A 15154-nucleotide genomic window follows, 5' to 3' on the forward strand; every position below is an offset into this window, starting at 1 on the left:
ATGCAGAAGGATAATTAAATTTAAAAAACTAAAACGGCTGTCCGTAATTGGGCAGCTGTTTTGTTTCACATATTGCGCAAAAGAAAGGTGCTGTCGGGTGACAATAAGATTACCGTACCGACCTTCTCCGTACAAGTTACCGACAGACCTAATGGGAATGATATCCTTGACAATAAATGGAATGTAATATATATAGATAAAAGTTGAATATTATATGCAATGAACGCCTGCATCCATTTATTTGAAGCTTATTTTTCGTCCGGGGGTTAAAATCAGCATGCTTTTTAATACCTATTTTTTTATTTATTTGTTTTTGCCTCTGACCCTCCTCGTTTATTTTACGCTGAACCGCTTCCGGATGATTACTTCCGCCAAGCTCTGGCTGACCGCTTCCTCCCTGTTTTTCTACGGCTGGTGGAACATCAAATACATTCCCCTTATTCTCGCTTCGATTGGATTCAACTATGCGATAGGCAGGCTGCTTTCTGAAACCTCCTCCGTCAGACACAAATTACGGCTGTCCCGCCGGACGGTCCTTATCGGGGGAATAGCCGCTGATTTGCTGCTGCTCGGCTATTACAAATATGCGGATTTCTTCCTCGCCAACATGAATGCTCTTACAGGACATGGGATTGCGCCGCTTGCGATTATTTTGCCGCTGGGCATCAGCTTTTTTACCTTTACGCAAATTGCGTATCTTGTCGATGCCTACCGGAGAAAAGCAAAAGAATATAATATCCTCAGCTATATGCTGTTCGTCACCTTTTATCCCCATCTGATTGCCGGTCCCATTCTGCATCACAGCGAGATGATGCCTCAATTTGACCGTCTCCGCAGCAAGCTGTGGAGCTGGCCCAATGCCTCCAGGGGCGTGTACATCTTCTGCATCGGTCTATTCAAGAAAGTGGTCATTGCCGATACGTTTGCCATCTATGCCAACAACGGCTTCGAGCACGCCGATCGTTTTCTCCAATCCTGGGTCGCCGCACTTTCTTATACGCTCCAGCTGTATTTCGATTTCAGCGGATATACGGATATGGCGATCGGAGCTGCTCTATTATTCAATATCAAGCTGCCGCAAAACTTCAACTCTCCCTACAAGGCGCTCAGCATTCAGGATTTCTGGCGAAGATGGCATATGACGCTGAGCCGTTTCCTGCGTGATTATATCTATATTCCGCTGGGGGGCAGCCGCAGTGGAGAGTACATGACCATCCGCAACGTGATGATCACCTTCCTGCTCGGCGGCTTATGGCATGGCGCGGGATGGACCTTCATCGCCTGGGGGTTTCTCCATGGTGCGGGACAAGCCGTGCATCGCCTCTGGTCGAAATCCGGACGTTCCCTGCCCAAGTGGCTGGCATGGACAGTGACATTTGTTTTTATCACGATAACCTGGGTGTTCTTCCGGGCGGAGAACTGGCAGCAGGCCGTGCGTATTCTGAAAGGCATGACCGGCCTCTACGGGACCGGCATCACCATATGGCAAAGCTCGTTTGTACCCCTTGTGCTCATCCTGATTGCCATGCCGATTGTGCTGTTTGCTCCCAATTCATCCGAGCGGATGCAGTCTTTTCGCCCCAATTGGAAAACCGCGTTATGGCTGGCAATCGGTTTCATTATTTCTATGGTGTATATGAACCATGTCAGCGAATTCTTATACTTTAACTTTTAAGGACTACCGCGGACATATGGGTATTTGTATTTCTAACGAAAGAAGGATGGCAATGTGGCGGTGAAAACAACGGCAGGCCGGGTTCCGGGGCGGTCAGGCGGATATTCAGCCCGTATGAAATCAAAACGGATGCTTGCGGCGTTTGCCGTCTTCGCGGTGCTGGGAGCGGCTTTATTGTCCGCGCTGACTGTCTTGATCGATCCCCTGCAGTTTTATCATCAGGCGATTGGGTACACACCGGTGCTGTACCATGAGGAGCGTTACCAGAATCCGGGGCTGGCTAAAAATTACACCTACGATACGATTATCATCGGAACCTCGATGACGGAGAACTTCCTGCCCTCCGAAGTGGGCCGGGAGCTCAAGGGCAAGGCGCTCAAGCTCTCGCTTGAAGGCTCAACGGCAGATGAGCATCATAAGATGGCGAGTCTGGCCTTGCAGACCGGCCAGGTCCAAAAAGTGCTCTGGGGACTCGATTATTTCTCGCTCAAGCAGAATACGGAAGAGTCGGCAAGCCTGTTCCCCGGTTATATGTACGATAATCATCTGTGGAATGATTACCCGTACTGGTTCAGCTATTCCGCATACCAGCAATTTATCACCAGCATGAAGGCAAACTTGAAGGGAACAGCCTCCGATGATTTGGAATATCAGAACAATTGGGGACGTCGGGCAGAGTTCGACCGGCAGCTGGTTGTCCAGGCCTATAAGGATGCGCAGTCGGAAGAGGTTTATTTTGGTTTGGGCGAGGACAGCGTAGAGGAGATCAAGCAAAGCTTTAATACCCATGTGCTGTCTCTGGTTGCAGACAATCCGGACGTGGATTTTTATTTCTTCTACCCTCCGTACAGCGTGCTGCGTCAGGTTGCCTGGCTGAACCTGAATCCCGGGCGGTTCCAGAATCAGCTGCTGATGAGAAAATGGATTTTTGAGCAGTTCAGCAAGCTCCCGAACGTGAAGCTGTATGATTTTCAATCAGAAAGGCATTGGACCTACGATCTGGATCAGTACAAGGATCTCTCGCATCACAGCCCGCAGATTAACTCTCTGATCGCTCAATCGATAGGAAGCAATGACGCCCGCTATCTGGTTACGGCGGACAATGTGGAGAAGCTGAACCGTCAGCTTGAAGCGGATAGCAATGAGGCTGTGCTGCTTGGCAATGGTCTTGTCCGCAACATCGAGGTGAAGATTGGAGGCAAGCAGGCGGCATTCGACCAACGGAGCTGGTCCGGCGGTGAAACGGGGGATATGCTCATACCGGCCAAGGAAGCCGCGGCTGCTCTAGGCGCTGCGATAGCCTGGGATCAGACAACGAAGTCGATGGTGCTATCCAGGCAGAAGCACAGGCTGGAGGCCGCTGTCGGATCCGTAAAAGCGACTGCCGATGGAGCGGATGCAACTTTGACAGCCGCACCGCAAATCATCAACGGCACAGCGATGGTGCCCATCCGCTCCATAGCCCGTCATCTTGGCTGGACGGATCAGATTAATCAGCCGAGCAGCTGGACCATCGCCATAGAGCTTGATGAGAAAAAGTGACTCGAATACGCTTAATTGGATAGAGGGAGTCTAGCGATCAAGGATGGTTAACCGCTCCCAGTGCTGCTTCCAGTTCTTCTTTAGGAGACGGTTTCTGTATATGCGCAGTCTATCCGGATCCTCCCGGAAATATGGGGTAGGCCTGATCACACCGTTCACGGCATCTTCAACCCCCCAAGGGGCATAAAGCACAAGCCCGTTCTCATCTGACAGGGTGAGGCCCAGGGCGGTGGCGGTCTCCGGGAATTTGGACATGGCATCCCGAGCCGAAGTATACGGGGGATTATGGTTGATATGGTGCATCCGGACCTGGTTTTTGACGGACCAGGGGACTCCGGAATGGAGTCCTGTTAATAGGCCCTCCAGTTCTTTTTCCCTTCCCTCGCTGTCATCGCCGGGATCAAAATAAATCACATCGACATCCGGCAAAGCCGTTCTCTCCCCGTAGCCATGCCGGATGTCCCAGATCTTGGCCCGGACAAACCCGGCGCATACCCACCAGTCCGGCAGGTTCAGCGTCTGAACCGTTCTCAGAATGCCCGTCATCCAATCATCCTCCCGAACCAGACGAAGGATATCTTCTTCTTTTAAGGTAGAAATAGACGCTCACTCCTTGTTCCAGATCATCCGGACATGAACAGCCTCTGTCAGGAAAGCTGGCTTTGATAATAATGGGCAAGCTCGGCAGCGCGGGCAGCCAGCTTCTCCTTCAATGCGGGCGGCTCCAATACTTTGATGGATGTTCCATAGGAGAACAGAATGCCGGGCAAATAAATCAAGGCCGCCTCAAGATCCATTTTAAACATAGCCTGGTCTGGCGTTTGCTCCGCGAGGAAGACCTGCATATTCCCATTGCCGCATAATTGTCTGATGGCATCGGGCGTTCCTTCCACCCGAACCGGCGTCAGATTGTCCACAGGGACACGCGGCATCAGCTGTCTGGCAAAATAATCGCCCGCCGAGAACGGATGGGGACGCTCGAAAATCTCCTCCGTGACCTTCATAACGAGAATGCGGTCAACGCGGAAGCTGCGGATATCGCCGCGGAGCCGGCAGTGGGCGACGATATACCATTTGCCGGTCCAGTGGACAAGGCCATAAGGGTCAATCGGGCGACCCGGGGTCGAGCTTCCGTTCTCCTTCCGGTAATCAATCAGGACGGTCGTGCTCTGCGCGACGGCGACCTCCAGCTCGCGAAGAAGCGGCTCATCTGCGGCGGGCGGGCCGCCAAACGCAGGAAGCACATCAAAGCCCCTTGTATGGCGCTCAAGCGCATCCAGCTGATCTTTATTGGTGTACAATTTGATCTTCGATAGCGCGCGCTCAAGCGCCTCCTTATGGGGATACCCCGCGTGCTCGGCGAACAGGGCGGCATGAACCATGGATTTGCGCTCATCCTCATCGAAGAACAGAGGAGCATCCATGAAGGGTTTGAGCAGGCTGTAGCCGCCTTCATGTCCGGGCTCGGCTACAACGGGCACGCCAGTTGCGCATAGGGCGTCTATGTAGCGGTAGACGGTGCGGACGCTGCATTCAAGCTCCTCCGCCAGCTGGGCGGCGGTCATTCTTTTGCGCGAGGTTAATAGCCATAGGACGGCCAGCAAATTATCGGATTTGGACATGCGTGTTTGTACTCCTTTATTCATTCTTCCCTGCAATTGTAGCACATGCGGCTTTGCCCGATTAAGGAGCAGATTGCAGCCCCCTCTGGAAAATTACAGTGAAACAGGTTAAAATAAACGGCGAACGGGCGTTCCTCTCTATCTATATACTACCGCTTTGTTTGTGAGGAGGGTAGGATTGAATTCTTTTAACTTTCAGGCGCATGATTACCCGGAGCGTCCAGGCTGCTATCTGATGAAGGACAGCGATGGGAATATTCTCTATGTCGGCAAATCCAAAAGCCTGCGGAGCCGGCTACGGTCGTATTTTCAGGGAAAGCCTTCCCATAAACGGCTGGTTCAGCTTGTCGGAAGCATCGCTGCGATCGAGGTCATTCTGGTCAATAATGAATCCGAAAGCCTCATACTCGAGAATAATCTGATCAAAATTCATAAGCCGCCCTATAACCGCGCTTTAAAGAAGGACAACAGCGGATATGCCTATCTGCAGCTGACGGAGGAAAGACTGCCCCGGCTGGATGTCTTCTACCGCGACAGGCGCCCGAAATCGGTCCGCGCGGCCGCCAATCCGCAGTCTGTACCAGATAAGGAAGCGGGCAGCCGCCGGTTCGGCCCTTATTACAGCAGCCGTTTTCGCAATGCGGTGCTTGAATTCGTGACGGATCACTTCAAGCTGCGTACCTGTGATCCAATGCCCAGGCGTGCCTGCCTGCTGTTTCATATTCACAGGTGCAGCGGCGTCTGCGAAGGTTTTATCACAGAAGAGGATTACCGGCAAAGCGCAGATCAGGCGGCAGAGCTGCTGGAAAGCGGAGGAGAGAAGCTGATTGCGGCGATGTACGGGAGAATGGAGCAGTATGCCGAAGCGCTTGCGTTCGAGAAGGCGGATAATATGCTCCGGCATATCCGTATTCTGGAGAAGCTGCCCGAGAAGCAGATTGTCGACAGGGAAGGAGCGGCCGATCAGGATGTCATCTACTTCGGGAGGAGCCGCGTACTGATCGCCAAGGTGCAGGAGGGGATGCTGCGGGATTTCCGCATGCTGGATCTCAAGCAGGGCTTCGGGGATCAGGCTTGCGATTTGTTTCTGCTGCGGCATTACCGGGAGGAGCGCCCGCATGAGCTGATTGTGAACCGGATCAGTGATCTGAAGACAGTTCAGACCCAGCTGCGGTCAGGGGGAAACAGCCCGCTTCGCATTACGCTCCCCAAGAGGGGACTGAAGTACGATTTGCTGAAGCTTTGCGAGCAGAACTATGAATACCGGATAGGGATGGAAGAGGCGGCTGCAGGCAGCGGTCCAATGCAGGAATGACGGCACGCAAAGAAGCCGGTCCCTTCATGGGGCCGACTGTTTGGTTTGCGTGTCAAATCCGTATCGTTTGAGGATTTCCCGGACAGCGCCAGCTTGAATAGGCTTGGTCAGAAAATCGGCCATTCCCGCATTCAGACAGCGTTCCCTGTCGCTGCTTTGGCCATTGGCTGTCATGGCGATGACCACTGGAAAATGATCCTCTCCGGAATCGGCCAGCAGCAGCTCCGTTGCCTCCAGACCGTCCATGACGGGCATGCGCAGATCCATCAGGATCAAATCGTACCGCTTCTGCGCTGCCCGGCTAACGGCCTCCCGGCCGTTGCTGACCACGTCGGCGTCAATTCCCATTTTATCCAGCAGCCTCAACGTCAGCTTCTGATTGATCTCGTTATCATCCGCGACCAGTACGCTGGCAGGCTCCAGACTTTCCCGGGCTGCCGCGGTCTCGTTCCCGGAGGAGAAAGGATGCGCAAGCTCCGAGTGACGGTCGGCCTCGAGCCTCAATGTAACCGTGAAGCGGAAGACAGAACCGACATCCACGACAGATTCCACACGGATCGAGCCGCCCATGAGCTCCACCAGATTCTTGCATATGGCAAGTCCCAATCCCGTCCCGCTGTACTGCCTGGTCAGCGAGGTATCTACCTGAGAGAAGGGCTGGAACAGCAGGGGCTGTTTATTCTCGGGGATGCCCACGCCGGTGTCTTGAACGGAAAATTCGATATCGATCGATCGCTCCCGTTCGCGAAGCAGCTTGACTGTAATGAGGATGGACCCTTGGGGCGTAAACTTGACGGCGTTTCCTACCAGGTTAATCAGGATCTGACGCAGCTTGGAGCCGTCGCCGACCACCTGGGAAGGCAGATTGGGATCGATGCTTGCGGCCAGCTCCAGATTGAACTGCTTGGACTTGGCCGTAAACAGCTCGAAGGTTTCGGCGATGATCAGGTCCAGGCGGAAAGGGGCTTCCTCCAGCTCCAGTTTGCCTGATTCAATCTTGGCATAGTCCAGAATATCATTGATAATCAGCAGCAGCGCATCGCCGCTGCGGTGAATAATTTCGGCGTATTCCCGCTGCTCGGCATCAAGCTCCGTGTCCAGCAGCAGCCCGGTCATGCCAAGCACGCCGTTCATGGGCGTGCGGATCTCATGGCTGACCATGGCCAGAAAGTTCGTCTTGGCCTTGGCGGCGATTTCCGCCGTCTCCTTGGCCTCGATGAGCTCCCGGTTCATTTGCTCCAGCTGCCGGGTCTTCTCATGCAGCAGCTCGCTCTGCAGCTGCAGGGTCTTATGATTGAGATACATGCGGACAAAGCCCTCGATCTTCGTCCGCAAAATTTGGGGCACGAACGGCTTCAGCATATAATCGATCGCGCCGGCTTCGTAGCCGCTGAAGAAATGCTCGCTCTCCTTGCTGGTGGCGGAGATGAAGATGATGGGCACCTCTTGCGTTTTTTTACGCGATTTGATCAGCTTGGCGGTTTCAAAACCGTCCATCTCCGGCATCTGCACATCCAGCAGAATAACGGCAAACTCATCCTTGAGCAGGCAGCGCAGCGCTTCCTCGCCCGACAAGCATTTGACAAGATTATAGCGGTCATTCCCGAGAACGGCTTCAAGCGCCAGCAGATTGTCGGGATGATCATCCACAAGCAAAATATTAATCGGTCCTTCATAAGCAATCATGCGATAGAGTTCACCTGCCCATACTTTATTTCAAGATAAACATCGGTACCCGAAGGAGATAGGCGGACGCTTCTTATTTTGTTTTGCGGTACAAACGGGTCTGGGGATCCATCTCCTCATAGGCGTCCGCATGGAGCGTGAAATTAATCGATTCCTTGGTGCCGAGCGCCAATATGCCAAATGTGCTCAGGCTGTCGTACAGCAGGCCGTGCACATGATTTTGCAGCTCTTTGTTAAAATAAATCATCACATTGCGGCAGAATATGACATTGAACTCATTGAAGGACCGGTCCGTAACCAGATTATGCTGCGCAAACACAATATTGGACTTCAGCTCGGAATGAAACAGCACGGAATCATATTTGGCCGTGTAATATTTGCTGAAGGCTTCCTTGCCGCCGGCATCCATATAATTGCGGGTAAAGCTCTGCATGCGGTCAATGGAGAAAACACCCTGTTTGGCCGAGTCGAGCACACGCTCGCTCATATCCGTGGCATAGATTCGCGACTTCTCATACAGCCCTTCCTCTTTCAACAAGATGGCCATGGAATAGACCTCCTCGCCCGTCGAGCAGCCCGCATGCCAGATCCGGATGAACGGATAGGTGCGCAGCATCGGTACGACATGCTCGCGGAATGAGCGGAATACAGCAGGGTCGCGGAACATCTCCGTCACATGGATCGTCAGGTCGGATAAGAGACGGGTCATGACTTCCCTGTCATGCAGCATCTTGTTCGTGAGTGCGGTTATGGTGGCAAGCCGTTCCGAATTCACCCGATGCCAGATTCTCCGGCGGACGGAGGAGAAGGAATAATTGCGAAAATCATAGCCGTACAATTGATACAGTCCTTCAAGCAGAAGCTCGATTTCGATCCGCTCCCGCTCAGACGCTTCGTTGACAATCTTCTCGTTATTTATACAACCACACCCTCATTAATGACAGCAGCTGATCAATATTTACCGGTTTGGCGATGTAGTCGGAAGCGCCCGCCTCGATGCATTTATCGCGGTCCTCCTTCATCGCCTTGGCCGTAATGGCGATAATGGGCAGCTGCTCGTATTCCGGCATAAGCCGGATATGCCGCATTGTTTCGTAGCCGTCCATCTCCGGCATCATCATGTCCATGAGGATCAGCTTGATATCCTGATGCTTATCCAGCATCTCCAGTGCTTCACGGCCATTCTCGGCGAAATGGATATCCATATTATAGCTCTCCAGCGCGCTGGATAAGGCAAACACATTGCGAATATCATCGTCCACAATCAGAATCGGCTTGTCCTCGAAGATAGTCTCCACACTGTGCAGCCTGTGCAGAACGCTGCGCTTATCCTCCGGCAAATCAGCCACGACCCGATGCAGGAACAACGTCGTTTCGTCAAGCAGCCTCTCCGGCGACTTGACATCCTTGATAATGATAGTCTCCGCATATTTCTTGAGCTGTATTTCTTCCTTCTTGTCCAGCTCGCGTCCCGTGTAAATAATGATCGGCATTTCTCTAAGAATATCATCCTTGCGGATATTATCCAACAAATCGAACCCGTTAATATCAGGCAATCCCAGGTCCAGCACCATGCAATCGTAATGCTGCGCGGCTAATTCCTCTATCGCTTCCCTGCCTGTGGATACCGCTTTGATAACGACATCGTCATGTCCGATCAGCTCCACAATGCTGATACGCTGCGCAGCATCATCCTCGACAACGAGCAGATGCTTCAGATCCCGCTCCAGGAAGGATTCGATCTGCAGGAACAGGCTCTCCAGCCGCTCCTTCTTGGCCGGCTTGGTCAGATAGGCGATGGCTCCCATCGACAATCCCTGCTGGATATCATCCATGACAGAGATGACGTGAACCGGTATATGGCGGGTATCGGCGTCATGCTTGAGATGATGCAGCACCGACCAGCCATCCATGACCGGCAGCATGATGTCCAGCAGAATGGCATCCGGGCTATAATTTTTGGCGCATGCGAGGCCGATATCTCCCTGCAGCGCTACGATGCCTTTAAATCCGCGCGACCTTGCGATATCGAGCAGTACCCGGGCAAAGTGAATATCGTCCTCAATGATAAGGACAACCCGGTCTTGGGGCGCGATCTCGTCACGGTCGTCCTCCACCGTCAGATTGGCCGGCATAACCTGGGCTGTGGAGGCGGCAAGCGCCGCTTCGCCCGAGGCGAAAGCGGAGGCTGTCTGATCAGCCGACGGAAAAGCCATGCTTTCCTGGTCCAGGCTGTGCTCCGGGTGACCCGCAAGCCAGGAATCTTCTTCCGCCCCGGCCGGACTCTCCACGCTTGCCGCCACATGGAATTCCGGCAGGTACAAGGTGAAGGTGCTGCCACGGCCTTCTTCGCTGTGCAGCGTAATTTCTCCGCCGAGCAGCTTGGCCAGATCCCGGCTGATGGCAAGGCCGAGGCCGGTCCCGCCATAGGTGCGGCTTGTCGTGCCGTCCGCCTGCTGGAAGGCCTCGAATATTATCTGCTGCTTCTCAAGAGGAATGCCGATACCGGTATCGCGCACCTCGAAGGCCAGGACCGATCCCTTCCCCTCGGCAAATTCAAGGTCATCCGGCTGGGAGGAGCGGATGCTTAAACTGACCGAACCCTCCTGCGTAAATTTGAAAGCGTTGGACAAGAGGTTCTTGAGTATTTGCTTGATCCGCTGGTTGTCTGTATACAAGCTGGCCGGGGTTCCGGGCTCGATGCGGATCTGGAGATTGATGTTCTTCTGCTGGCTGACGGGCTTGAAGCTGCTCCGCACCATTTCTGTCAAGTCCCGGATCGGCACCTCCTCGGTGACAATATTCATTTTGCCTGCCCCGATTTTGGACAAGTCCAGGATTTCATCAATCAATTTAAGCAAATCTCCGCCCGAGGAATGGATGGTCGTGGCAAATTCAACCTGTTTGGCGGTTAAATTGCCTTCTTTATTATCCGTGAGCATCTGGGACAGGATGAGCAGGCTGTTAAGCGGCGTGCGCAGCTCATGCGACATATTGGCCAAGAATTCGGATTTATATTTGGAAGAAAGCGCAAGCTGCACGGTTTGCTTCTCCAGAGCCGTCTTCGTTTTCTCGATTTGCTCGTTCTTCTGCTCAGTCTGGCGCATCTGCTGCTCCAGCTCATGGGTTTTCTTCACCAGTTCATCATTATTGTGCTCGAGCTGCTCCTGCTGACTCTGCAGCTGTTCCTCCGACCTCTTGAGCGCCTCGGTTTGTTCCTCCAGGTTCTCATTGGATCTGCGGAGTTCTTCCTGCTGCGACATGAGCTCCTCAGATTGGACCTGCAGCTCTTCGGCCATGGTCTGCGACTCATGAAGCAGCTCCTGTACGCGGATGCGTCCGAACAGATTGTTCAGGGCAATGCCGCAGTTTTCTGCCAATTCATGAACCAGCTTGCGCTGCCTTTCATCGAAGGCTTGCAGGCTGGCAAGCTCAATAACGGCAAGCAGCTGCTTCTGATAGGTAACCGGAACGAGCAGCAGCGTACGGGGGACGGTCTCGCCGATCCCGGATTTGAGCTTGATATAGGATTCGGGCAGCTCGCTCAGCTCGAGCTCCTCTTGACTGCGCGCACATTGCCCCACAAGCCCCTCGCCGAAGGCAAAGGATTGGCCGAACAGCGCTTCTTCGTGAAGGGCATAAGAGCCTTCTAGCTTCAGCCGGCTCGCAGAGCCTAATTCTTCCCTTACATACATTCCGCCATAAGAAGCCCCGACAAGCGGCACAAGCTGCTCGATGAAGAGTTGGCCAACCATGGCAATTTCCTGCTCGCTTTGCAGCACAACGGCGACGGCGGCCAGATTCGTTTTTACCCAGGTCTCATCTTCCATCTGCTTGTTGTAGGCCTGCTCTATTGTAGTTTTCCGTCCCAGATCATCCGCCAGGGAGTAGAATGCCTTGGCCACTTCGCCAAATTCATCCTGGGTTTCCGTATATTTTCGGGAGCGGGGATCGAGCATACCCCGGGCATAAGCGCCGATTAAGGAAGAAAGACTATTCAGACCGCGGTTCATGCTGGTCAGGTTCCACAGCATAATGCCAAGACCGAGCAATAAGCCGAGTATGGTAGTCGAGATCATGATGATCTGCGTGGTCTGATTCATGCTCTTGGCTTCGGCTACCGCCTGATCCATAGCCTGTCGGTGAAAGCTGCTTAAATCGTCAATCAGATTAACGGCTGCTTCCTGGTACCCCAGCCCTTCCTTCTCACGGAGCGCAATCGCCTCCGTGCCCTTGCCCTGCTGCACCAGCTGAATAACCCGGGTGGTATAGACATTATACTGATCCAGGTTTCGTTCAAGCTCGCGCAGGATGCTGTTCTCCGTGTCCGAGGATGCGATTTTCTTCAGGCTTTCGAGGGACTGTTCAGCTTGCACAGGCGACTCCTTGAGAAGAGCTTCGTTCTTCTGCAGGGTTTCTTCCGACGGCACCGTCAGGACATTGACGAGTCCCTTGGCCGTATTATTGACATAGCCGCGCAGATCGTAAGCAACCATGAGCTTCTGATACCGGTTGGAATAGACCTCATCCAGTTTGCCGTTCATCTTGGTGAAATTATTCAGCCCCGCCAGGGATATGATAAGCAATAAACCAATCATGACGAAAAAACTGATCATTAGTTTAGCCTTGATTTTCATGTAAGCTGACTCCCATTTTTGTTTTTTTTCTCTTTCTTATTGACTTGCATTCGTAAATATACGAACGATTAGGCCGCAAGCCTAAACGGCTGCGACCTAATTTATCCAGTTGCTTATGCGATTGTTCAAGCCCTTTAGTGAATGTTGCTGATAACAAGTACACGACCACGGTCGAGCTCCTCTTCATAACGCTCGGATTCACTGTCGGTAAAGCCGATAGACTGCAGCTTGGCACGTATTTCATCACCCCGTGAGCGGAATACATTGGCCATCGTCGTAAAGACGCCTTCTTCCGCCATGCCGATGGAATTCGTGTCCGTAGCATCAGCCAGCGATTTGGTCTGATCGCTGTCATGGGCGAGTACGAAAATATTATCCTGTTTATAACCCTGTCGGTTCAGCTCCCGCACGGTGTGCAGAGCATCCATGGCTGTCGTCACAATTTGAACGGTCGGTTTAGTTTCATACATAGAAATCCCTCCATAATTCAATTTGGTCTTGGCCAGGTTAGCCTAAGTCAGACTTACCCCGGTGTGTATCCAGTTGAAACAATACTCCGGATAGGATAAGGCGGTTCATAGCGGAAATTTCTCGTTTAAACAAGTAGTAAATACCGCCTGACAAGCGTGTGTGACATAAGGGGGAGGGATCAGGATGTTCAGGGAATGCTTTTATCACAAACCGCGGAGCAATTGGGCTTATGCCTATGACAAAGAGACGATTCATCTGCTCGTCCAGACGAAGAAGGACGATGTGGACGAGGTCGCTGCCATGACCGGCGACAAATACGATTGGGAACATTTGCAGGAGGATATCCCGATGGAGAAGGTGGCAGCCGATCGCTTCTTCGATTACTGGATGGCGGCGGTCAAGCCTGCATTCAAACGTTTCTCCTATGGATTTCGCATGAGAAGCGGCGATGAGCTTGCTTATCTAACGGAAGCGGGTGTTTCTTCCGAGCCGCCGGCGCCCACACGGGGTTATTACGAGTATCCGTACATTCATGAGGTGGATCTATTCTCCGCCCCGCAGTGGGCCAAGGATGCGGTGTTTTATCAAATCATGCCGGACCGGTTTGAGAAAGGCAAAAGCGGAAGCAGGCGGGAGAGACTGGCGGATTGGGGTTCTGAGCCGACCAAAGAAAATTTTTTCGGCGGTGATTTGCAGGGAATTCTCGGCCGTCTCGACCATTTGAGCGAGCTTGGGATTACTGCTGTTTATTTGACGCCGATCTTCGAATCGCCCTCCAATCATAAATACGACATCATCGATTATCGCAGGATCGATCCTTATTTTGGAGATATTCAGGATTTGAAGCAGCTTGTGGAGGCTTGTCATGAACGGGGAATCCGTGTTGTGCTGGATGCGGTGTTCAATCATGCCAGCGAGCATTTTCCACCGTTCCGCGACGTGGTGGAGAAGGGGGAACAATCCCGCTACAAGGATTGGTTCCATATCCGGTCTTTTCCGCTGCAGGTGAAGGATGGCAGGGCCACCTATGAGACATTCGGTTTTTTTGAACATATGCCCAAGCTCAATACCGCGAATAGAGATGTGAAGCGTTATTTGCTGGACGTGGCGGAATATTGGATCAGGGAGACGGATATTGACGGCTGGCGCCTTGATGTCGCCAATGAGGTGGATCATCATTTTTGGCGTGAATTCAGGCAGCGGGTAAAAGCGGTCAAGCCGGATGCCTATCTGATTGGCGAGGTTTGGAGCGATTCCATGATGTGGCTGCTTGGCGATCAGTTTGATTCGGTGATGAACTATCCCTTCGCAGATACCGTTATGGACTTCATTGCGGAGGAAAATGTGGACGGACTTACGTTCGCGGAGCGTATAAATGCGCTCTTGATCCGCTATCCCCAGCAGACCAGCGAGGTGATTTTCAATCTGCTGTCCAGCCATGATACCGCTCGCGTATTGACCCGGGTCGGGGAGAACAAGGAGCGGCTGAAGCTTGCGGTCGTGTTCCTGATGACCTACATCGGAACCCCTTGTATCTTTTATGGCGATGAAATTGGCCTCAAGGGCGGAGAGGATCCGGACAACCGCCGCTGCATGTTATGGGGCAGGCAGGAGCAGGACCGGGAGCTGTTTGACTTTTATAAGCTGCTGATTGACCTTCGCAAAGCCCATACGGCTTTGCGGAGCGGACGCTTTCGCTTCCTGAAGGCGGACTCTGGCGACCAGAGGATCATCTATGAACGAATGGATGCCGGCGAACATTTTACCATCTGGATGAACAACACGGATGAACGTACCGTTCTGGAGCATCACATTCCGGGCGGAGACTGGGTTGATGCGCTGTCCGGGGAGGAGGTCCCTATGATCGGTGGCATGCAGAAGGTGGAACTGGAGCCATTCGGATACCGGATATTGTCCCGCAGCCTGCAGGACATACTAGTTAAGAAATAACATAACAGCGACCTGCTCCATACCCGAAAAATATGATCTTGAAGCTGCTTGTTTGCGTCCAAAGCATGAAATTTTTTGATGCGTTTCATAAACCTGTGCTGCGTGGTATTAAAGAAACACACAGCAAACAAGCCGGTTTTCTTGAACTTATAGAATTTATAACGCTGCACATCGATAAATTTCTATATGTTCTAAAGGGAAGAAACTTACCTTTGCCGCCAATGGACGGCGAAGCCGGTTCTTCTTGCCGGAACTT

10 protein-coding genes are annotated in these 15154 nt (G+C 52.7%); 4 read left to right on the plus strand and 6 right to left on the minus strand.

Annotated elements, in window-relative coordinates:
* Nucleotides 1-277 precede the first annotated feature (277 nt).
* Nucleotides 278-1675: an MBOAT family O-acyltransferase gene (locus AC0YNV_RS19680; protein ID WP_475769547.1), complete on the plus strand. Its 1398-nt coding sequence runs from the start codon at nucleotides 278-280 to the stop codon at nucleotides 1673-1675.
* Nucleotides 1676-1729: 54 nt separating this feature from the next.
* A complete protein-coding gene (locus AC0YNV_RS19685; protein WP_475769548.1) occupies nucleotides 1730-3217 on the plus strand; it encodes a copper amine oxidase N-terminal domain-containing protein in 1488 nt (495 codons plus the stop codon).
* Nucleotides 3218-3247: 30 nt separating this feature from the next.
* Here the strand turns inward: AC0YNV_RS19685 and AC0YNV_RS19690 are convergent, their stop codons facing one another.
* Entirely contained in the window at nucleotides 3248-3763 is a 516-nt protein-coding gene (locus AC0YNV_RS19690; protein WP_475769549.1) for a nucleotidyltransferase family protein, read from the minus strand.
* A 101-nt stretch (nucleotides 3764-3864) separates the two neighbouring features.
* The gene (locus tag AC0YNV_RS19695) at nucleotides 3865-4839 is read right to left on the minus strand and encodes a helix-turn-helix transcriptional regulator (RefSeq protein ID WP_475769550.1); all 975 of its coding nucleotides are present in this window, start codon (nucleotides 4837-4839) and stop codon (nucleotides 3865-3867) included.
* A 178-nt stretch (nucleotides 4840-5017) separates the two neighbouring features.
* Here AC0YNV_RS19695 and AC0YNV_RS19700 point away from each other — a divergent pair, with 178 nt between their 5' ends.
* The gene (locus AC0YNV_RS19700; protein ID WP_475769551.1) at nucleotides 5018-6154 is read left to right on the plus strand and encodes a GIY-YIG nuclease family protein; all 1137 of its coding nucleotides are present in this window, start codon (nucleotides 5018-5020) and stop codon (nucleotides 6152-6154) included.
* 24 nt (nucleotides 6155-6178) lie between these two features.
* On the opposite strand, the gene AC0YNV_RS19705 is transcribed toward AC0YNV_RS19700, so the two are convergent.
* The 4 genes from AC0YNV_RS19705 to AC0YNV_RS19720 all read right to left on the minus strand — a co-directional run bounded on the left by AC0YNV_RS19705 (nucleotide 6179) and on the right by AC0YNV_RS19720 (nucleotide 12947).
* Nucleotides 6179-7840 carry a response regulator gene (locus tag AC0YNV_RS19705; RefSeq protein ID WP_475769552.1) on the minus strand — a complete coding sequence of 554 codons (1662 nt, stop codon included), beginning with the start codon at nucleotides 7838-7840 and terminating at the stop codon, nucleotides 6179-6181.
* Nucleotides 7841-7913: 73 nt separating this feature from the next.
* Nucleotides 7914-8759 (minus strand): CheR family methyltransferase, encoded by an 846-nt coding sequence (locus tag AC0YNV_RS19710; RefSeq protein WP_379114485.1) that lies wholly within the window; start codon nucleotides 8757-8759, stop codon nucleotides 7914-7916.
* Nucleotides 8752-12477 (minus strand): response regulator, encoded by a 3726-nt coding sequence (locus tag AC0YNV_RS19715; protein WP_475769553.1) that lies wholly within the window; start codon nucleotides 12475-12477, stop codon nucleotides 8752-8754. Before AC0YNV_RS19715 ends, AC0YNV_RS19710 begins: the two co-directional genes overlap by 8 nt.
* Nucleotides 12478-12611: 134 nt before the next feature.
* The gene (locus AC0YNV_RS19720; protein ID WP_475769554.1) at nucleotides 12612-12947 is read right to left on the minus strand and encodes a YflT domain-containing protein; all 336 of its coding nucleotides are present in this window, start codon (nucleotides 12945-12947) and stop codon (nucleotides 12612-12614) included.
* 184 nt (nucleotides 12948-13131) lie between these two features.
* Between AC0YNV_RS19720 and AC0YNV_RS19725 the strand changes: the two genes are divergently transcribed.
* Complete coding sequence (locus tag AC0YNV_RS19725; RefSeq protein ID WP_475769555.1) at nucleotides 13132-14898, plus strand: alpha-glycosidase; 1767 nt, start codon at nucleotides 13132-13134, stop codon at nucleotides 14896-14898.
* Nucleotides 14899-15154 lie beyond the last annotated feature (256 nt).

It is taken from the genome of Paenibacillus sp. JT31N11, assembly GCF_056269285.1.